Origin of the sequence: Brevibacterium sp. XM4083 (genome assembly GCF_006489205.2) — a bacterium.
Lineage (GTDB): Bacteria > Actinomycetota > Actinomycetes > Actinomycetales > Brevibacteriaceae > Brevibacterium.
On record NZ_VFYR02000001.1, the window covers coordinates 926445 to 945940 of the forward strand.

Here is a 19496-nt window from a genome sequence, read left to right on the forward strand (position 1 = left end):
GATCGGAGGATGCGATGACGAGAGCACAGGCGTTCGGGGACGACCCCACCTGGTGTGAGCCGGTTCCGAAGGTGATCCCCGCCGAGGTGACCGAAGAGTCCTGGGAGCTGCTGCGCGCCTCCGCGGTCGCCGCCATGGGCAGGGCCTACGCCCCGTATTCGGGCTATCCCGTCGGGGCTGCGGCCCTCGTCGACGACGGGCGGATCGTGGCCGGCTGCAATGTCGAGAACAGTTCGTACGGGGTGACCCTGTGCGCCGAGTGCTCGCTCGTCTCCGATCTGTTCATGAGCGGCGGCGGCCGGCTCGTCGCCTTCGACTGCGTCGACGGCCACGGCACCACGCTCGCCCCGTGCGGGCGCTGCCGCCAGCTGCTCTTCGAGCACGGGGGAGCCGACCTCATCCTCAACATGCCCTCGGGACGGAAGACGATGGCCGAGGTCCTGCCCGACGCTTTCGGTCCCGACGACCTCGGAGTCGACCGCCTCGGCGAGGGCACCGGGCACCCGAAGCACTGACCTTATCCCTCTGACCACTTCCCACCGACCACCGGAGGTTCACCCACTGTGACCGTAGAGGCATTCGACGCCGTCGACGTCATCGCCGCCAAGCGCGATGGCCGGGCGCTGTCCAAGGACCAGATCGACTGGGTCATCGACGCCTACACCCGCGGGGTCGTCGCCGACGAGCAGATGGCGGCGCTCGCGATGGCGATCTTCCTCAACGACATGGAGTCCGAGGAGATCGCCGACTGGACGCAGGCGATGATCGCCTCGGGGGAGCGGATGGACTTCTCGTCGCTGACGCGCACCACCTCTGACAAGCACTCGACGGGCGGTGTCGGGGACAAGATCACCCTGCCGCTCGCGCCTCTCGTCGCGGTCTTCGACGTCGCCGTCCCGCAGCTGTCCGGGCGCGGCCTCGGACACACGGGCGGCACGCTCGACAAGCTCGAAGCGATCCCCGGGTGGCAGGCGAACCTGTCGAACAAGGAGATCCTCACGCAGCTCGAGGACATCGGGGCCGTGATCTGCGCCGCCGGCTCCGGGCTCGCCCCGGCGGACAAGAAGCTCTACGCCCTGCGGGACACGACGGCCACCGTCGACTGCGTGCCGCTCATCGCCTCATCGATCATGTCGAAGAAGATCGCCGAGGGCACCGCGGGCCTCGTCCTCGACGTCAAGGTCGGGTCCGGGGCGTTCATGAAGGACATCGGCAAGGCGCGCCGGCTCGCTGAGACGATGGTCGGGCTCGGTAAGGCGGCCGGGGTGAAGACCTCGGCGCTGCTCACGGACATGTCGACGCCGCTCGGGCTCACCGTCGGCAATGCCCTCGAGGTCCGCGAGTCCGTCGAGGTCCTCGCCGGAGGCGGGCCTGCCGATGTCGTCGACCTCACAGTGGCCCTCGCCGAGGAGATGCTGCGGCTGGCGGGACGCACCGATGTCGACGTCCGGGCCGCACTCACCGACGGCCGGGCGATGGACAAGTGGAAGGCGATGATCCGCGCCCAGGACGGCGATCCGGACGCCCCGCTGCCCGTGGCCTCCGACACCGAGGTCGTCTTCGCCCCCGAATCCGGGGTGCTGACGAAGCTCGATGCGCTCTCCGTTGGGGTTGCCTCGTGGCGGCTCGGCGCCGGACGCGCGCGGAAGGAGGATCCGGTGCAGGCGGTCGCCGGCATCGAGCTCCACGCCAAGCCCGGTGACACCGTCGCAGCCGGTGACCCGCTGCTCACCCTGCACACCGACACGCCTGAGCGCTTCGAACGGGCCCTCGAGTCCCTCGTCGGGGCCTACGAGATCGGCGGCGATGCCGCTGCCGTGCCGGACTCGATCGTCCTCGAGACGATCACGTAGGCTGGCGGCCGTTGCCGCTGGGGCCGTCATCGGCGTGACCTGCCACCGGCCCCGCCCTTCCACCACCGCACACAGCATTTCCGAACACATCCATTGGAGGACACCATGACCAGCCGCTCCGACGTCGCCGCGATGATCGACCACACCCTGCTCAAGCCGGAGGCGACGCGGGCCGACGTCGACGCGCTCGTCGACGAGGCGAAAGACCTCGGCGTCCTCGCCGTGTGCGTCTCGCCGTCGATGCTGCCGCTCACCGACACCGGCGACCTCGTCGTCGCGACCGTCGTCGGGTTCCCCAGCGGTCAGGTGAAGCCGGAGATCAAGGCCGCCGAAACCGAGCGGGCCGTGACCGACGGCGCCGCTGAGGTCGACATGGTCATCAACATCGGGCAGGCGATCGCCGGGGACTTCGACGCCGTCGAGGCCGACATCCGCGGGGTCGTCGAGGCCAGCGGGGATGCGCTCGTCAAGGTGATCATCGAATCCGCGGCACTGACCGACGAGCAGATCGTCGAGGTCAGTCGGCGCGCCGAGGCGGCTGGGGCCGATTTCGTCAAGACCTCGACCGGATTCCACCCGGCAGGTGGGGCCAGTGCGCACGCGGTGGCGCTCATGCGCGAGACCGTCGGCGATCGCCTCGGCGTCAAGGCCTCCGGCGGGATCCGCACCGTCGAGGCGGCCGAGGAGATGATCGCCGCCGGTGCCTCGCGCCTCGGCCTGTCCGGGTCCGCCGCGATCCTCGCCGGACTCTCCGACTGACGCGCCCCGGTGCGTGCGGCGCGCCCACGGACCGGCACGCCACAGGGCCCACGGACCGGCGGCCGCTCGATCAAGCGGCAGCGCGGATGCGGGCCCGTGCACGGCCCGCGATCCGCACCAGCGCTTGATCGAGCAAAGTCCCCACAGCTCCGTGCGAGCACCTCGTGCCGAGGTCAGAGTCCGAAGTAGGCCTTGAGCTCTGTCGTGATCGTGCTCAGTCGCTCCTGCAGCGACGGTCCCAGGGAGGGGGCGCCGACGACCTCGAGGTAGCACTTGAGCTTCGGTTCGGTGCCTGACGGACGGACGATGACCCGCGAGTTCGACTCCGAGAGCAGGAGGATGCCGTCAGTCGGCGGCAGCCCGTCGTACCCGGTCGAGAGGTCGTGGACTTCGGCGACGGGCGACCCGGCCAGCGCGGTCGGCGGAGCCTGCCGCAGTTTGTCCATCGCCGAGGCGATGAGGGAGACGTCGTCGAGGCGGAAGCTCAGCGGTGCCGTCGCGAAGAAGCCGTCGCGGGTGCGGATGCGGTCGAGCTCGGCATCGATCGTTGCCCCGTCCCGTTTGAGGCGCGACGCCAGCGCGGCGAAGGTCACGGCCGCGGAGATTCCGTCCTTGTCGCGGACGACGGTCGGGTCGACGCAGTAGCCGAGAGCCTCCTCGTAGCCGAAGACGAGGCCGGGCACCCGCGAGATCCACTTGAAGCCGGTGAGCGTCTGCACTGCGGGGAAGCCGTGGGCGCGCACAGCGGCGGCGAGCCCCCGCGAGGAGACGATCGAGTTCGCGAAGACGGGCCCGGCCGTGCCGGACTCATTCACCGAGGCGGTCGCGACATCGGCGGTTGCGTCCCCGGCAGTCCCTGCTGGCGACGCGGAGGCCGCAAGCCGGGAGGCGATGTCCTCGCCGAGGAGGAGGCCCACCTCGTCCCCGGACAGCTGCCGGTATCCCGGCGCCGCGGTCGGATCCGGGATCGCCGCGGAGAACCGGTCCGCGTCGGGGTCGTTGGCGATGATGAGATCGGCGCCGGCCTCCCTGGCCAGGGCATACGCCTCGTCGAGGGCGCCGGCTTCCTCCGGGTTGGGGAAGGCGACTGTCGGGAAGTCGGGGTCCGGCTGCTGCTGAGCGGCCACCGGGTGGAGGTTCTCGAACCCGGTGAGCGCCAGCGCCGCCTCGGCGACGGTCGCCCCGACGCCGTGGAGCGAGGTGAGCACGATCGACAGGTCCGCGCTCGCGCGCACGCCGAGGGCCTCGATGCTCTCGAGGTAGGCCTCGACGATCGTGTCATCGAGGTGCTCCCAACCCGATTCGGCGCGCGGCACCGACGCGACGGACGGGACGGCGGCGATCCTCTCGGCGATGAGCGCATCGGCCGGGGGCACGATCTGCGCGCCCGCACCCGCACGGGCAGTGACCGGGTCCGGTTCGATCGCGAGCAGCGGCCGCTCCCCGAGGTAGACCTTATAGCCGTTGTCGGCGGGAGGGTTGTGGCTCGCGGTGACCATGACCGCGGCATCGGCGCCGAGGTGGGAGAGCGCGAACGCCGTGAGCGGAGTCGGCAGCTGTTCGGGCAGCTGAATGGCCACCCCGCCGGCGGCGGTGACGACGGCCGCGGTGTCGCGGGCGAAGTCGGAGGACTTGTAGCGGGCGTCGCAGCCGATGACGACGCGGAAGCCCGGGCCGACGGTGTCGCGGAGGAACGCCGAGAGTCCGGCCGCGGCGCGGATGACGACGGAGCGGTTCATCCGGTTGGGCCCCGCGGCGATCTCCCCGCGCAGGCCCGCAGTGCCGAAGACGAGGGGACCGGAGAACCGGTCGGCAAGGTCGGCGAGCGCGGCTGCGTCACCGGCCTCCGCCTCGGCGAGGATGGCCGTCAGCGACGTGGCTGTCTGCGGATCGGGGTCATCGGCGATCCACGCACGGACGATGTCGGCGTCGAAGCCTGTCGTGAAGCGGTCGGCGACCCGGACCGGGCTCGTGTTCGATTCGCTCATCGATTCGCCCACCGGCCTCAGAGCTGTCCGACGATGTCGGCGAGCAGCTGGGAGATCCGCGGGGCCGCGGCGGCTCCGGCCTCGATGACCTCGGCGTGGGAGAGCGGGGTCTCCTGGATGCCTGCGGCGAGGTTCGTCACGAGCGAGATGCCCATGAGTTCGAGTCCTGCCTGCCGGGCGGCGATGGCCTCGAGCGTCGTCGACATGCCGACGAGGTCGGCGCCGAGGATGCCCGCCATCCGCACCTCAGCCGGGGTTTCGTAGTGGGGGCCGCGGAACTGGGCGTAGACGCCTTCGTCGAGGGTCGGGTCGATCTCCTTGGCGATGGCCCGCATTCGCGGCGAGTAGAGATCGGTGAGGTCGACGAAGTTCGCGCCTTCGATGGGGGAGGTGCCGGTGAGGTTGATGTGGTCGGAGATGAGGACCGGGGTGCCCGGGGCCCAATTGCGGTTGAGCCCACCGCAGCCGTTGGTGAGCACGAGGCTGGTGCAGCCGGCGGCGGCAGCGGTGCGCACACCGTGGGCGACGGCGCGCACGCCCTTGCCTTCGTAGTAGTGGGTGCGCGAACCGAGGACGAGGGCGTGCTTCCCGCTCGAGGCGATGCGCACGGTGCGCAGCGTGGGGACGTGGCCGGCGACGGCCGGAGCGTGGAAGCCGGGGACCTCGGCGGCGGGGACTTCGCTGATCGTCTCGCCCAGCAGCTCGGCCGCTCCGCCCCATCCCGATCCGAGGACGAGGGCGATGTCATGGGACTCGATCCCAGCGGCGGAGTTGATGGTCGTGGCCGCTGCCTGCGCGGCGGCGGTAGGATCGCTTAAGTCAGTCATGACGCCAAGATTATCAACATCTGACATGCCGCAAGGAGCGCTCACCATGCCGATCCGACCACTTGCCGACGGCGACGATCTGCGACTGAACGAGGTGTTCTCCGACGCGGCGACACCGGCCGGTCACATGGCCCGGTCCCTGTTCCGTCCGGCCGCGGAGTCCCCGCTGCTGCGGTCGGTCATCGCCGAGGTGGTCCCCGAGGTTCCCGTCGGCGCGGCTGCGATCGCCGAGTCCCCGCTCCACCCGTACCGGGCGTGGGTCAACGTCGAGGTCGCTGCCGAGGAGCGCGGCCACGGGCTCGGTCGTGAGCTCTTCGAGGCGGTGTCGGCCGAGACCGCAGGCACCCCGCTGGAGGGCCTCGACCTGCGGGCCCGGGTCGAGGCCGGCAGCGTGGGGGAGAAATTCGCCGAGGCGCTCGGTTTCACACCGCTGACGACGACGCGGGTCATCAAGATTCCCGCCGGGGCCCTGCCGCCCAGCGGCGGCGGTCGCGCCGAGGACCTCGAGATCGTCTCGACCGGGTCGGTCAAGCTGACGAAGGCCTTCCTCGAGTGGTACACCGCGGTCAACCGCGACGATGCGGTCGCGCCGCTGACGATCGGTCAGGTGAGCAGTGCGTTCCTCTCCGAGGCGGCCGGTGCCCATGGTGCGGCGATGCTCATGAGCGACTCCGCGGCTGCCGGTGAGGGCGCGTCGGGCAGCGGGCTGAGCGCCTTCGCCGTCTCCTATGCGCGCGAGGCGGAGCCGGCACCGGTCGGCGGTGGGCAGGATGCCGCGGCGAACCTGCCCGGGAATGCCGAGGAGGAGCCGGCGACCGAGCTCATCCTCGGATCGATGTTCGAGACCCGTGAGGACGTCGCTGACGCCTCGTCTGAGCAGTTCGAGGCCGCTGTCGCCGATGCCGAGCTGCTGCTGGCCAGGCTGTCGGTCGATGCCGATGTCGTCATCGAAGTCACCAGCGGCATGCCCGTGGTCTCGGCGCTCGCCGATCGGCTCCTCGCCGCCGGTCAGGCCGGCGAACTCTACCGCTACGAGACTCTCTCGGGACCTCCCGCGGACACCGTATGAGACGGTCCCGGCTGTGGACCGGGCTGAGACATGAAGGTGCCGAAGAACTCGGTGAGCGTGGTCACCTGATCGACCGCGACGACGGCGGCCACGTACTGGTCGGGACGGACGAGGACAACGGCGCCGCGGGACCGGTCGATGTCGCGGTCGTCGAAGATGTCGCGATCGGGGGTGCCGGCCTGCCTGCTGATCGCGCTGAAGAGCTTCTCCTCATCGACCAGGCCCAGTCGTCCGGTGCGCGGCCGCAGCAGGGCCGGCACGTCGGAGGGCGCGACATCGCGGTGGTGGTCCTGGACGATGCCGCGGACATCGATGACGGCGTCGATGTCCGCATCCGCCGGGGTGTGCCGCAGCACGGGTGACTCGGGCGCCTCTGCGAGCCAGGCGCACGCCTGATCGAAGAGACGGCGGTCGCTGTCGGCGAAGAGGAAGAGGCGCCACCGTCCATCGGCTAGGTGGACGTGGCCGAGCTCGGTGCGCAGTCCGTCGCTCACACGGGTCACCGGTGCCGAGTGGAAGCGTTGACCCGGCGGGTACCCGCGGGCTGCCGTGGGCGAGGTGGCGCCTGCGATGAGCGGTCCCGGTGGGTACTCGATGCCCAGGCCTGCCGTGTACCGACCGGCGCGGACGAAGTGGTCCTGGAGCGTCGCGTGGTCGACCCCGCCGCGTTCGGGATGATCCGGGTCCGCCGGAGCCTGCGCCATCAGCTGCGACCACGAACGATCGAAGTCGATGAGCTCCTGGGCCACCGGTTGGCGCTCCTGGGAGTACGTTCGCAGGATTGCCGGGGCAGTGCGGCCGAGCAGGGTTCCGCTGAGTTTCCATCCGAGGTTGAACGCGTCCTGCATCGACACGTTCATTCCCTGCCCGGCTTTGGCGCTGTGCGTGTGGCAGGCATCCCCGACGATGAAGACACGGGGATCAATCCCGTTCGCGAGGTCGGTGCCCGCATCGTCGAAGGCATCGGCGGTGCGCTGTGCCACCTCGTAGATCGAGGACCAGACGATCTCCCTGATGTCGAGGGAGTAGGGGCGGATGACGTCGCGGGCGATCTCGATGATCTGCTCCGGCGTCGTCCGGCGCACCGCAGCGCGGTTTTCGTCGTCGACGACGCCGAGGTCGACGTAGAGCCGCACGAGGTAACCGCCCTCGCGCGGGATGAGCAGGATGCTGCCGTGGGTCGCCGACTGGATCGCGGCCTTCCTCCTGATGTCGGGGAAGTCGGTGACGGCGAGCATGTCCATCACACCCCAGGCATGCCCGGCGGCCTCACCGTGGAGCGAGAGGCCGATGGCCCGTCTCACGGCGCTCCGGGCGCCGTCGGCACCGACGAGGTACTTCGCCCGGACTGTGCGTGTCTCCCCGCTGTCCGCATCCCGCAGCACGGCCTCGACGGGGTGAGTGCGGGCGCGGTCTATGGTGAGGGAGGAGAACTCGACGCCATAGGTCGGGGTCAGACGCGTGGGGCTGTTGTCCATGAACCCGAGGAGCAGATCCTGGATCCGCGCCTGATTGACGATGACATGGGGGAACTCGCTCAGCCCGTCCTCGACGTCCTGGACGAGCCCGGTGCGCACGATCCGTTCGCGGTCGTCTGCGTCCGGATGCCAGAACGCTGTCTCGTTGACCCAGTACGCCTCGTCGATGAGCCGACCGGCCAGTCCGAACGACGCAAACGTCTCCACGGTGCGGCAGGCGACGCCGTCGGCTCGGCCGAGCTCGAGCGGTCCGCGGCTCTTCTCGACGAGGCATGTGGTGAGGTCGGAGAACTGGGACAGGTAGGCCGAGAGGAGGAGACCTGCGGGTCCGCCGCCGACGATGAGGACATCCGTCTCGTCGCGGTCCTCACCGGCGACCCGCGTCGCCGGATGACGACGGGGGTCGCCGGACCGGAAGCCGTCGCGGTGGTACTGCACGTCAGCTCCGTGTCGAGAGATCGAGGGCGATGTCGACGAGCATGTCCTCCTGGCCGCCGATGAGGGCACGGTTCCCGGCCTCGACGAGCAGCGATCGGGCGTCGAGACCGTAGGTGTCGGCCACCCTCTCGGCGTGGCGGAGGAAGCTCGAGTAGGTGCCGGAGAGTCCGAGCGTCAGTGTCTCCCGATCGACCTGCACCGGTCGGTCCTGGAGCGGTCGGATGAGGTCGTCGGCGGCATCCTGGAGGCTGAAGAGGTCAGCCGCGGTGTCCCAGCCGAGCAGTTGGGCGACCGCGACGAGGGGTTCGATCGGTGTGTTGCCCGCCCCGGCGCCGTGACCGGCCAGTGAGGCGTCGACCCGGAACGCGCCTTCCTCGACGGCGACGACCGAGTTCGCCACGGCCAGTGAGAGGTTCTGGTGGGCATGGATGCCGATCTGCGTCCCGGCGTCGAGGCGGTCGCGATACGCACGCACGCGGTCGCGCACTCCGTCCATCGTCAGACGGCCGGCGGAGTCGGTGATGTAGACGCAGTCTGCGCCGTAGGACTCCATGAGAGCGGCCTGCTCAGCCAGCTGTGCAGGTTCGGCGAGGTGGGCCATCATGAGGAAGCCTGAGACGTCCATGCCCCACGACTTCGCGGCGTCGATGTGCTGGGCGGCGACGTCGGCCTCGGTGCAGTGGGTGGCGATGCGCACCGAGGTCACTCCGTGGTCGTAGGCTTCACGAAGGTCGCGCAGTGTGCCGATGCCCGGCAGCAGCAGCGTCGTGAGCACGGCACGGTCAACCGCCTCGGCGGCCGCATCGATCCAGGCGAGAGCATCATGGGACCCCGGCCCGTAGGTCAGACTGGCCCCAGCCAGACCGTCGCCGTGAGCGACTTCGATCGCGTCGACGCCGGCTGCCTCGAGCGCGGCTGCGATACGCCCGACGGACTCGGGGGTGATGCGATGCGCGATCGCGTGCATGCCGTCGCGTAGGGTGACATCCTGCAGATACACCTTGGGGCTCACAGTGTCTCCTTCGTCGGTGCGGGTCCTGTCGTCGCGGCTGCGATGCTCTCACCGGTGCGCAGTGCCGCGGAGGTCATGATGTCGAGGTTCCCGGCATAGGCGGGCAGGTACATCGCAGCGCCCTCGACCTCGATGAAGACGCTGATGCGCGAGTATCCGTCGGCTTGCTGAGCAGTCGTGGGAATGAGACGCCCGGCGTCGGCGGACTCGTCGTCGATGACGACGCGCTGTTTGAGCCGGTAGCCCGGCACGTAACGGGCGACTTCGGCGACTCGGGCTTCGACAGCGGATTCGACCCCCTGCGCCTCAGCGGGGCTGAGACGGCAGGTGAGCATCTGGACGGTGTCGCGCATGATCATCGGGGGATCGGCGGGGTTGAGCACGATGATCGCCTTTCCGCGGGCGGCCCCGCCGACCTGTTCGAGGGCCGCCGCTGTAGTCTCGGTGAACTCGTCGATGTTCGCCCGGGTGCCCGGACCGGCCGACCGGGAGGCGATCGAGGCGACGATCTCGGCATAGAGGACGGGCACGAGCTGGGAGACGGCGTGGACGATCGGAATGGTCGCCTGCCCGCCGCAGGTGACCATGTTGACGTCGGCGGCGTCGAGGTGGGCGTCGAGGTTGACCGCCGGGACCACGTAGGGACCGAGCGCGGCCGGAGTGAGGTCGACGAGCCGTTTGCCGTGGGGGAGGAGCTTCTCGGCGTTCGTGCGGTGGGCGGCGGCGCTCGTGGCGTCGAAGACGATGGCGATGTCGTCGAAGTCGGGGCTCGCGATGAGTCCCTCGACCCCGTCGTGGGTGGTGGGCACGCCCATGCTGCGTGCACGGGCCAAACCGTCTGAGTCCGGGTCGATGCCTACGAGCATTCCCATCTCCAGTGCTGTGCTCAGGCGCATGACCTTGAACATGAGGTCGGTGCCGATGTTGCCGGATCCGATGATCGCGACCTTCGTCCCTGTCATCGTCGCTGTCTCCTTGTCGTCTGCGCCGGGGGTTTCAGGCGTCCTGGGTGCGGTCAAGGTGTCACCCCGAGTTCCACGGATTCGAAGCCAGGCGCCGAGGCGGTCCACCGAGTCTCCGGTGGGGCCGGCACGGCCGCCGTCACAGCACCGGCGATGACGAAGCTGCCCGCGGTGATCGTCGCCCCGAAGCCGCCGAGAGCTCCGGCCAGCCACTGGACGGCTGTGGTCGGATCGCCGAGGACGGCGGATCCGGGACCGGAGACGGAGTCGCCGCTGTCGGAAGTCAGGGTGATCTCTGTGGTGATGAGCGCGTCGAGCAGTTCGGCCGAGGCCTCCCGCCACGGGCCGAGGACGACGGCAGCCGAGGAGGCGTTGTCGGCGACAGTGTCGACGAGGCCGATGTCCCAGTTCTCCACGCGGGAATCGATGATCTCGATCGCGATCGCGACGGCGTCGATCGCGTCACGCACCTCGGTCGGCGTGAGGTCGGCCGGCACGGGGGCCGCGAACCGGAAGGCGAACTCCGGTTCGAGGCGCGGCGCGATGAGGGTGCGGAGGCTGATGCTCTCCCCGTTGTCGACGACCATGGCGTCGGTGAGGATCCCGAAGTCGGGTTGGTCGACGCCGAGTTGGCGCTGCATCGCCGTCGAGGTCAGTCCGACCTTGCGTCCGACGACGACTTCTCCGCGGCTGCGCCGTGCGGCGGTCAGCGTCTCCTGCACGCGGTAGGCGTCGGCGAGGCTGAGATCGGGGTCGGCGGCGGAGGGCCGGGGGATGGGCTGGCCGGTTTCGGCTGCCGACTGCAGGGAATCGGCGAGGGCCGCGATGCGGGGGTCTGTGGCACTCATCGTCACAGTTCCCCGGTGAGGAAGCCGCGGACGAGGAAGAGCATGGGATCACGGCGTTCGATCTGCACCCAGTGACCGCATCGGTCGAAGATGTGGACCTGGGAGTTGGGCAGGTGCTGGCTGAAGTAGACGGATGAGTCAGGAGTGATGAACCGGTCCTCCCGGCCATGGACGAGGAGGACCCTGTGCGTGATCCGGCGCAGGGCCGACGGTGGCACGGTCATCTCCGCCGGCGAGGTGGGGGTGGCGTACATCGACTGGAACGAGCGTCGAACCTCCGGCCGGAGCACCTCGGCGAGGCGGTTCTCAACGATGGTGTCGAGCGAGTCGCCGAGGCTGTCCTCGTCGTAGACGAACCAGCGCGTGAGGGACTTCAGGCCTGCCTCCGAGGGATCCTTGTAGAAGGAGACCATGCGGATGACCTCGGGGGTCGGAGCTGCCATCTGACCGCCGGCGCTGCCCATGAGGACGAGGTCGATGACGCGTTCGGGTGCGGTGTGCGTGATCCACAGCGACAGTGCGCCGCCGGCGGAGTTGCCGACGAAATGGGCGCGGTCGATGTCGAGGGCGTCGAGGAGGTCGAGGATCTGGTTGACTCGGGCGCGCACCCACGCGGTCATTGATCCGGGCAGGGCGTCCTCGCCGGGATGGTCGGTGGCTCCCCACCCGTAGATGTCCGGTGCGATGACCCGATAGTCATCGGAGAGGCCGGGAATGAACTCGGCCCAGTTCGTCACGGAGTTCGCCCCCGGGCCGCCGCCGTGGAGGAGGACGACGACGTCGCCGGTGCCCCCGGAATCGAGGTACGAGGTGGTGAAGTCCCCGGTCCGGACGCGTTCGGTGGTGAAGTGCGGCATGATCAGGCCTCCGTCGTGGTGTTCATGATGTTGTCGTCGGTGTGCGGGACGTAGTCGGTGGGTCCCCACATGGTCAGGGCCATCGCGATGTCCTCGGGTCCCCATTCGACCGGTTCCCAGTCGGGGTCGAAGATGAGGTAGCCGTTGCTGAAGATCTCGACGCGATGACCTGAGCCCGGGTCGCGGACGTAGAGGAAGAAGGCCTGGCTGACGCCGTGCTTGCCCGGGCCCTGATCGGGGGTGAGACCGGCCTCGACGACGATGTCGGCAGCCCGGAGGACATCAGCGGCGTTGTCGAGCCAGAAAGCGAGGTGGTGCATGCGTGCCGGGCTGGCCTCCTGCGGGCCGGCCTGCATGACGGCGATGTCGTGGACGAGCGGGGTCACGCTCATCCAGCCGCCGACCCGGCCGGCCGGGGTCTGGATGTATTCGCGCAGCCGGAAGCCAAGGTTGTCGCTGAGCCACCGATGCTGGACCTCGGGGTCGTGGGTGGTCCAGAGATTGACGTGGTCGATGCGGCGCACGCCGATGCCGTGGTTCCATGAGCGGTACCGCTGGTTGAGCAGCACCGAACGGTCCGCCTCGGCAACGCCTGGCTTGTCGACGTCGTAGTAGAGACGGAATCTGTGACCGGCGGGGGAGCTGATCCGCAGGGACTCTCCATAGCCGTCTTCGCTGTTCGCCGGGTCGACGGCGACGTCGTTGCCGTTGTCGGTGAGGAGCGTGTGGAAGCCCTCGAGGTCCTCGGGTCGTCTGACCCGCCACGAGACGTGGTCGAGGCGGGCGCGGTCGCCGGCTTCGAGGACGAGGCTGTGGTGCTCGCGTTCCATCGCAGCACGCAGGTAGACCTTGGTCTCGGTCCGCGCGGTGATCTCGAGGCCGATGACCTCATGGAAGAACCACAGGGACTTCTCGAGGTCGGGAGTCACGAGGTGGGCGGCGCCGAGTTTGGCGATCTCCGGGTGGAAATGAGCGGGCATGGTGTGTCCTCCGTGTTGTCGGTTCAGTGGGGCAGAGTCGATGTGCACCGGCAGGCGGTGCGGCGGTGCGTGGCGATGGACGGGTCTCACGCGGGAGCGGTCGGTGCGGTCGACGGCCAGGCGGGGACGGCGAGGCCGGAGGTGTCGGCGGCGGCGACGAAGCGGTCGGGACGCAGTGCCACCGCGCGGACTCCGAAGCCGGTCATCCATTCACGGAGCACGCCGTGGAGGTCGACGATCTCTTCGGCAGTGACCGTTGCCTCGTTGCGCTGACGCACGGTGACGTAGCGCGCACCGAGGCTGTCCCAGTCCCTGCGTTCGCTTGCAGTGAGCAGGTCGGCCGGGTCGATACCGTCGCCGAGGAGGACGCAGCCTCGACCGAGCGCATCGTCGAGACGGAGCATCCGTCCGTCGGTGGTCTCGACCTTCGGCTGGGGGATCATCCGTCCGATGACGGTGTCTTCGCTCGGCCGACCGCGCAGCCATCCGGCGGTGAGGACGGGTGGGGCGATGAGCGGGGGATCGGGCTGTGGAGCGCCGGGCGGGGGCGGGGTCTCGCCGAGGTCGTCGGGGGTGATCTCCTGGGTGATGATCTTGCCGAGGCCGACGGCCAGCTGGGTGTAGAAGTCGACGTTGGGGCGACGTTCGGCCTCGTAGGTGTCGAGGATCGATTCGGGCGCGGTGCCGTCGTGGACACGGGAGAGCTTCCATCCGATGTCGTAGGCGTCGCGCATGCCCGACTGCATTCCGGCTCCCGCCCACGGAGGCATGAGGTGCGCAGCGTCGCCGACGAGGAACACCCTGTCCTGCCGCCAGCGTTCGGCCATGCGCTCATGGTGACGGTAGAAGGCGTGCTGGTGGATGTCGACGTCGTCCTCGGTCACGCCGAGGTCGGAGAGGAGAGGCCAGATCTTCTCCTGGGTGTCGAAGTCGGCTTCGGTCTCACCGGCACGCAGCGGTATCTCCCAGCGGTGGTTGCCCAACGGCAGTGGAATGTCGACGACAGGTCGGCGGTCGTCCGACCAGAAGGTGAGGTAGTCGCGGTCGGGCCACCAGCGCTTGACCCGGCAGTCGATGACGATCCAGAGCACATCGTGGGTGTCTCCGAGCAGCCGGAGGTTGAGTTGGCGTCGGACCACGCTGCTGCCGCCGTCGCAGCCGAGCACGTATTTCGCCCGGAAGGTGCCCACTTTCCCGGTGCTGACGCTCTGTGCAGTCACTGTGGCACCTTCGTCATCCTGGGTCACGGCGGTGACCTCCCAGCCATAGCGGACATCGATCTGATCAGCGAATCGATCGCCGCCGGCACGCAGCACAGGCTCCAGAGCCGGCTGGTAGACGTTGTAGAACCGGGTGCCTTCCACGGTTCCGAGTGTGGAGGGCGTGAAGCTCACGCGCATGAGTTCGGTGCCGTCGTAGGTCACCCAGCGCAGTGCGCGCTGCGGGTCGACGACCTTGAGGACCTCCTCGTCGAGTCCGAGTTCCTGGAAGATGCGCATCGTCCAGTCGTTGACGGTGACCGCTCGGGCACGAGGGTAGATGTCGACATCGCGTTCGAAGGCGATGACATTGTGATCGTAGGAGGCCAGCGTGTTGGCCGCGACGACTCCCGAGGGTCCGTATCCGATGATGATGACCTCGGCGTCGAACGCTGTCTCCGTGTGTTCGGCTGTCAAGGGCGTGCCTCCTGATCGACTCTGATCCTCATGGTGATCGCCCCGGGGCGGGGCGGAATGTGTGACGAAGCTAGCATCGGGCGAGCGCGCGATGTCAGCGGCCGTGCTGGTGAGTGGGACGGGGTATTCACCCGGTGTGCGAAATGACCGACACTGGTGAGACGGAGGCGCTGAGGACTCCGGAACGCCAGGTGTCGGTTGTGCGGTTCCTGGGAGAGGAGGGAACGATGAGGCATCCCGCTGAGCAGGACAGTCCGATCGCGGTCGTCGATCGGATCGCTTCGATCGTCAACTGCGTCGCCGCCGATGACGCACCGGTGTCGATCAGTGAGGTGGCGCGGAGAACGGGACTGCCGAAGTCGACGACGTCGCGGATCGTCAACTCTCTGCTGCCCCATGGTCTGCTCGAGATGGAGGACGACGGTCTCGTCCTGGGCCTGCGCTTCTTCGAACTCGGGGAGGTCGCATCCCGGCCGCGCAACCTGCGCCGGCTCACCCACGCTCATCTCGAGCGCCTGCGGCACGCCACCGGTCAGACGGTGCATCTGGCAGTCCTCGACGGCGCTCATGTCGTCTACATCGAGATTCGGCGTTCGCGGAGGATCCCGCATCTGCCCAGTCGGGTCGGAGGTCGCCTTCCGGCGCATGCCACCGGCGTGGGCAAAGTGCTTCTCGCCCACTCCCCGCCGAGCGTCGCCGAAGCCCTCATCGACAGCGGCCTCGAGCGGGTCGGACCGTGCACGATCGTCGACGGGGACCGTCTGCGCGCGGAGCTGTGGCGGGTCCGCTCACAAGGCGTCGCGATCGAACGGGAGGAGTCAGGGGAAGGTGTTGCGTGCGTCGCCGCGCCGATCATGGTGCGCGGCGGCGAGGAACCGATCGCCGCGCTCTCCGTCTCCGGTGCCCTCGCCGAGATGGATCTCGAGGCCTGTGAGCGCCGTCTGCGCGAGACAGTCACTGCGCTGAACGCACAAGCCGCCCGCCTGCCGTCGAGTTGGCGCATGTTGTAGGCGCTAACCCGCTCACAGGTGGTGTGATGACTCGATGTGATCGCCGCCGCGTCGCGATCATCATGCTGTCTCCACGGCCGGGAAGGCCGATCGTGCTGCCGTTCCGCCCGGCGGTGACTCGACGACTCTGATCGCTCGTGCTCGGGAGTCGGTGACGAACCAGCCCGTCCCTGCTGTGCCGTCGAGTGGCGGCAGGCGGGCGAATCCGAGAGCGGCGAGGTCCTGAGCGGTGTGACCGCCGAGGATGAGGGTGGGTCCGAGCGTCTGTGCGCTCGCCAGCGGCGAGCCGTAGCCGGGAGTGAAACGCAGCGGCATCGTCACCACGTGGAGGCCTGCACCCGTGAGGTCGAGCGTCGCAGGCTCCTCGCGATGCGCGTCGTCGTGGATCGTCAGCTGCGCGCGCTCGCCTCCGCTGAGCGTCCGGGCCAGAGACGTTTTCCCGCTCTGTGCCGATCCGCGCACCGTGAGCACGGGACCGTCCCTCGCCGGGTCCCACGACACGGGTTCTCCGAAGGCGTCGTTGCCGAGCGGAATCGTTCCGTCCCCCCTCCGACTCGGCGACGCTTGGGGAGCATCACCCGGTTCGTCGAGTCCCCGCCACCTCGGTGAGAAAGCCGACGGGCCGGCACCGCTGCGGGACGGAAGGAGCTGGACGTCGGCGCCGTCGCTCCCGCACTCAGCTGTGTGGGGGCCGACGAGCACGGCACGCAGACGCGGCCACGTTCCGAGGAATCGGTGGCGGGAGAGACCGACGTTGAGACCGTCCCCGCCGGCACTCGGCGGAAAGATGAGGTGAGTGCGGAACTGGGAGGAGACGCGCAGCCCCGGGCGGCACCCGGCAAGGAGGAACGTGAGTCTGAGGTCGCGGGAATGGGAGAGGAGACCCTCCAGCGTCGCCGCCGTGTGATGGTCGAGGGAATCGATGAGTTCACCCCAGTTCCCGCACACGACGAGAGTCGGCGGCCGAGCCCGGGCACTGCCGGCCGAGCCCGAACTCGGTGGGCGGTCCAGATGGTCGAGGATCGCATGGAGGCGCCACCCGGCATGCATCCCGCAGGAGATCGCCGCCTCGTCGATGACCTCGGCGATCCGGCCGAGCGCGACGATGCGGTGGGTGCCGGCCGCCGACTCAGCCAGCGTCACGAGGATGGCGGTCGGGTCGTCGTCGGTGATGACGATGGTCGACCCGTCCTGCGCGGGATCATAGGACCACTCGATCTGCCGCTGGGCGGCGGGGAGGTCGACGATCCCGGTGACAGGCGGCCGGGACGGCGCGCTCGCCGTGGTGCTCGGGAGGTCATCGACCGTCGGCAGCGGAGGGGGCACGACGGACCGTGGCGCATCGCCGGTGTGCCAGCGCGCCGCGGTGAGGAGGTTGTCGATGCGGATCCCCGTGAGGGCAGCGCTCGCCTGCACGGCACGACCGGGTTGCCACGGTCGCAGTCGAGGACGCTGCGCGGCCGACTCAGGCGCCTCCTCGGTGAGGGGAACGGCAACCCGGAAGCGAACGAGCGCGGACCCCGCATCGAGGAGAGCGGCCCCGGGACGGTCCGGCGGAAGACGGGCGGCATCGGCAACGCCGATGACGTCGGAGGAGTCGGCGTCGTCGCGCACGCGCAGGCAGATCCGGATGCTGATGTTCGCTTTCATGTGCCCGGTGACGATGCCGAGCGGTCGTTGGGTCGCGAGGATGAGATGGACGCCCAGAGACCGGCCGAGGGCGGCAAGATGCTCGAGCAGGTCCGCGGCCCGGGGATGTGCGGTCATCAGCGCGTGGAACTCGTCGATGACGACGACGAGCCGTGGGGGAGGATCGTCGAGGTCGAGGATGTCAGCGCACCCGCGGTCGGCGAGCAGTCGTTCGCGCCGGGTGATCTCCGCACGAACGGAAACAAGCGCCCGGAACGCCGCCGCCGAGTCGAAGTCGTCGAGGACGCAGTCGGTGTGCGGCAGTCGTGACAGGGGAGCGAACGTCGCTCCGCCCTTGAAGTCGATGAGGACGAGGGTCAACCGCTCGGGTGGATGGTGCAGGGCCAGTGACAGCAGCCACGACTGGAGGAGCATCGACTTGCCGCTGCCGGTGGTGCCGGCCACGAGAGCGTGCGGACCGTCGCCGAAGAGGTCGATGCCGACAGTCCCGAGAGGTCCACGGCCGACGGGGACGGCCCCCGGATGCGGCTGCCGCCAGCGGGTCGCGATGCGTTCGGGGTCATCATCGCAGAGCTCTCCGAGTCCGTGGCAGGGGAACGAGTCCGCGCCGGCCGACGGCCTCCCGGCGCGCACGAGTGTGAGGAATCGGGCCGGCGGCATCTGGGTCGCCGTGAACGCTCGGCCGGGCACCGGGCCCTCGAGCGCCGTCGACGTCGTCGTCCGCGCTTGCGCGAGATCGCCGAGGACAAGGGAGACGGTCCGCTTCGACTGGGGCGCCCCGAGGCGGAGGGTGGACACGGTGCCCTCGGTCCGCAGGTCGACGCCGATGCGCTCCGAGGAGTGAGTCGCCGTGGTGGCGGGTTCGTCCTCAGCGAGCGCGCCGACGAGTTCCGGCAGCGCCTGCACTTCGGCCGACGGTGCCCACGCCCACCGGCGGTCGGCCAGCCAGGCGAGCATCATCGGCAGCAGGTGCGCGCGTTCACCGGTGACGACCACTGTGGTCGATCGCGGGTCGATGCAGATGGGGACGTCGCTGACGACGGCGTGGTCGTCGAAGCGATCGATGCGGTCCTCGATCTCGGGTGCCAGTGTGATGCGGCTGAGGATCGCGCCGAACCCCAGACATAGGCCCGGTGTGGCTCGTGCCGTGCGCTGTCGCTGCGCGATGAGACCGAACGCTCTCGACGAGGCATCGTCGATCGCGTGTGCGCGCTCGAGCCGGTGCCTCTCTACGTCCCGGGCATAGCGGCGCTTCTCGACGAGGTGGGCGATGTATCCCGATAGGGGTGCCGAGAGGCTGAAGAGCAGAAACCACCACATGCCGGTGAGCAGCGCGAGGGCGACGCCGATGCCGATGGGTATGAGAAACGCCCACCACTGCGGCGGACGGGCCGCGCGCGGTTCCTCGACCGCGTGCGGTGCGACATGGATCGTGTCGCTGCCGACGGTGCTCAGTGCCCCGCCGGTCGGAGCCTCAGGCAGCTGATCACGGTCGAGATCGGGAAGGAACACGGTGGACCCGAAGAGGCTCTGCGTGCGCAGCCCCGCGGGGGCGAGGCGGAGTCTGACCGGAGTGCGCGAGAGGCAGGGGTCGGCGACGAGGAGGCTGTCGGGAGACGGGACACGACCGATCAGGGTCTGGCGGGGGTCGATGGCGAGGGTGTAGCCCGAATCGGGGCCGGCGAGCACTGTCACCGTCGTGCTGCCGCTGCCGTGGTCGAAGGCCCCGCCCCCGAGGAGGGTGACCGGGTGGAGTCCGCGCCATTGACCCCACGTCATCGTCTCAACCCGGGCAGCTGGATCATCGGGTGGTGGAAGGGCGCCCGGGTTGGAGGCGAGGAGATCGTCGACGGTGACCGGCTCGTCGATGACGGAGCGGAGCACGTCGAGGACCGGCTGCTCGCCGTCGGCGTCGAGGACGTCTGTGCGCACGGCACCGCTGACCTCGACTCGCTGGACGACTCCGCTGACCTTCATCGCATCAGGGTCTGTCGAACCGGCGCCGGTCGGCAAGCGGTCATTTTCTCCCTGTGGATGGCCGCTGGGCGTTCACAGGCTCACAGCACGCGAGTCCATCCGCTGTCCACAG

At 69.3% G+C, this 19496-nt stretch carries 15 protein-coding genes; 5 read left to right on the forward strand and 10 right to left on the reverse strand.

What is annotated here, in order from left to right; genetic code table 11:
* The first annotated feature begins 14 nt into the window (after positions 1–14).
* The 3 genes from FJ887_RS03990 (at position 15) to deoC (ending at position 2612) form a co-directional block, all read left to right on the forward strand.
* Positions 15–515, forward strand: a complete 501-nt coding sequence (locus tag FJ887_RS03990) for a cytidine deaminase (protein ID WP_137826501.1) — start codon at positions 15–17, stop codon at positions 513–515.
* 48 nt (positions 516–563) lie between these two features.
* Positions 564–1853: a thymidine phosphorylase gene (locus tag FJ887_RS03995; protein ID WP_137826500.1), complete on the forward strand. Its 1290-nt coding sequence runs from the start codon at positions 564–566 to the stop codon at positions 1851–1853.
* A gap of 105 nt (positions 1854–1958) precedes the next feature.
* Complete coding sequence (deoC, locus tag FJ887_RS04000) at positions 1959–2612, forward strand: deoxyribose-phosphate aldolase (protein WP_137826499.1); 654 nt, start codon at positions 1959–1961, stop codon at positions 2610–2612.
* 173 nt (positions 2613–2785) lie between these two features.
* On the opposite strand, the gene FJ887_RS04005 is transcribed toward deoC, so the two are convergent.
* Together FJ887_RS04005 and FJ887_RS04010 are read right to left on the reverse strand one after the other, a co-directional pair.
* Entirely contained in the window at positions 2786–4600 is a 1815-nt protein-coding gene (locus FJ887_RS04005) for a phospho-sugar mutase (RefSeq protein WP_137826498.1), read from the reverse strand.
* 17 nt (positions 4601–4617) lie between these two features.
* Positions 4618–5427 carry a purine-nucleoside phosphorylase gene (locus tag FJ887_RS04010; RefSeq protein WP_137826497.1) on the reverse strand — a complete coding sequence of 270 codons (810 nt, stop codon included), beginning with the start codon at positions 5425–5427 and terminating at the stop codon, positions 4618–4620.
* Positions 5428–5473: 46 nt separating this feature from the next.
* On the opposite strand from FJ887_RS04010, the gene FJ887_RS04015 reads away from it, so the two are divergent.
* A complete protein-coding gene (locus FJ887_RS04015) occupies positions 5474–6496 on the forward strand; it encodes a GNAT family N-acetyltransferase (RefSeq protein WP_137826496.1) in 1023 nt (340 codons plus the stop codon).
* Here FJ887_RS04015 and FJ887_RS04020 read toward each other — a convergent pair.
* The 7 genes from FJ887_RS04020 to FJ887_RS04050 form a co-directional block, all read right to left on the reverse strand.
* Positions 6457–8412: an FAD-dependent monooxygenase gene (locus FJ887_RS04020; RefSeq protein ID WP_137826495.1), complete on the reverse strand. Its 1956-nt coding sequence runs from the start codon at positions 8410–8412 to the stop codon at positions 6457–6459. The genes FJ887_RS04015 and FJ887_RS04020 overlap by 40 nt on opposite strands.
* Position 8413: 1 nt before the next feature.
* Positions 8414–9424 (reverse strand): 4-hydroxy-2-oxovalerate aldolase, encoded by a 1011-nt coding sequence (gene dmpG / locus FJ887_RS04025; RefSeq protein WP_137826494.1) that lies wholly within the window; start codon positions 9422–9424, stop codon positions 8414–8416.
* The gene (locus FJ887_RS04030) at positions 9421–10386 is read right to left on the reverse strand and encodes an acetaldehyde dehydrogenase (acetylating) (protein ID WP_137826493.1); all 966 of its coding nucleotides are present in this window, start codon (positions 10384–10386) and stop codon (positions 9421–9423) included. The genes dmpG and FJ887_RS04030 overlap by 4 nt, the downstream gene beginning before the upstream one ends.
* A gap of 53 nt (positions 10387–10439) precedes the next feature.
* Entirely contained in the window at positions 10440–11234 is a 795-nt protein-coding gene (locus FJ887_RS04035; protein ID WP_137826492.1) for a 2-keto-4-pentenoate hydratase, read from the reverse strand.
* A 2-nt stretch (positions 11235–11236) separates the two neighbouring features.
* Positions 11237–12091 carry an alpha/beta fold hydrolase gene (locus FJ887_RS04040; protein WP_137826491.1) on the reverse strand — a complete coding sequence of 285 codons (855 nt, stop codon included), beginning with the start codon at positions 12089–12091 and terminating at the stop codon, positions 11237–11239.
* Between the two features lie 2 nt (positions 12092–12093).
* Positions 12094–13071 (reverse strand): VOC family protein, encoded by a 978-nt coding sequence (locus tag FJ887_RS04045; RefSeq protein ID WP_137826490.1) that lies wholly within the window; start codon positions 13069–13071, stop codon positions 12094–12096.
* Positions 13072–13157: 86 nt separating this feature from the next.
* Positions 13158–14747: a bifunctional 3-(3-hydroxy-phenyl)propionate/3-hydroxycinnamic acid hydroxylase gene (locus FJ887_RS04050; RefSeq protein WP_140954795.1), complete on the reverse strand. Its 1590-nt coding sequence runs from the start codon at positions 14745–14747 to the stop codon at positions 13158–13160.
* A 227-nt stretch (positions 14748–14974) separates the two neighbouring features.
* Here FJ887_RS04050 and FJ887_RS04055 point away from each other — a divergent pair, with 227 nt between their 5' ends.
* Complete coding sequence (locus FJ887_RS04055; RefSeq protein WP_171007114.1) at positions 14975–15757, forward strand: IclR family transcriptional regulator; 783 nt, start codon at positions 14975–14977, stop codon at positions 15755–15757.
* A gap of 60 nt (positions 15758–15817) precedes the next feature.
* Here the strand turns inward: FJ887_RS04055 and FJ887_RS04060 are convergent, their stop codons facing one another.
* Positions 15818–19384, reverse strand: a complete 3567-nt coding sequence (locus FJ887_RS04060; RefSeq protein ID WP_212743361.1) for an FtsK/SpoIIIE domain-containing protein — start codon at positions 19382–19384, stop codon at positions 15818–15820.
* Positions 19385–19496 lie beyond the last annotated feature (112 nt).

Excerpts from the sequence above, each read along its gene's own strand:
- FJ887_RS03990 (WP_137826501.1), top strand. The coding sequence starts at position 15 with ATGACGAGAGCACAGGCGTTCGGGGACGACCCCACCTGGTGTGAGCCG.
- deoC (WP_137826499.1), top strand. The coding sequence starts at position 1,959 with ATGACCAGCCGCTCCGACGTCGCCGCGATGATCGACCACACCCTGCTC.
- FJ887_RS04005 (WP_137826498.1), bottom strand. The coding sequence starts at position 4,600 with ATGAGCGAATCGAACACGAGCCCGGTCCGGGTCGCCGACCGCTTCACG.
- FJ887_RS04010 (WP_137826497.1), bottom strand. The coding sequence starts at position 5,427 with ATGACTGACTTAAGCGATCCTACCGCCGCCGCGCAGGCAGCGGCCACG.
- FJ887_RS04015 (WP_137826496.1), top strand. The coding sequence starts at position 5,474 with ATGCCGATCCGACCACTTGCCGACGGCGACGATCTGCGACTGAACGAG.
- FJ887_RS04030 (WP_137826493.1), bottom strand. The coding sequence starts at position 10,386 with ATGACAGGGACGAAGGTCGCGATCATCGGATCCGGCAACATCGGCACC.
- FJ887_RS04035 (WP_137826492.1), bottom strand. The coding sequence starts at position 11,234 with ATGAGTGCCACAGACCCCCGCATCGCGGCCCTCGCCGATTCCCTGCAG.
- FJ887_RS04040 (WP_137826491.1), bottom strand. The coding sequence starts at position 12,091 with ATGCCGCACTTCACCACCGAACGCGTCCGGACCGGGGACTTCACCACC.
- FJ887_RS04045 (WP_137826490.1), bottom strand. The coding sequence starts at position 13,071 with ATGCCCGCTCATTTCCACCCGGAGATCGCCAAACTCGGCGCCGCCCAC.
- FJ887_RS04055 (WP_171007114.1), top strand. The coding sequence starts at position 14,975 with ATGAGGCATCCCGCTGAGCAGGACAGTCCGATCGCGGTCGTCGATCGG.
- FJ887_RS04060 (WP_212743361.1), bottom strand. The coding sequence starts at position 19,384 with ATGAAGGTCAGCGGAGTCGTCCAGCGAGTCGAGGTCAGCGGTGCCGTG.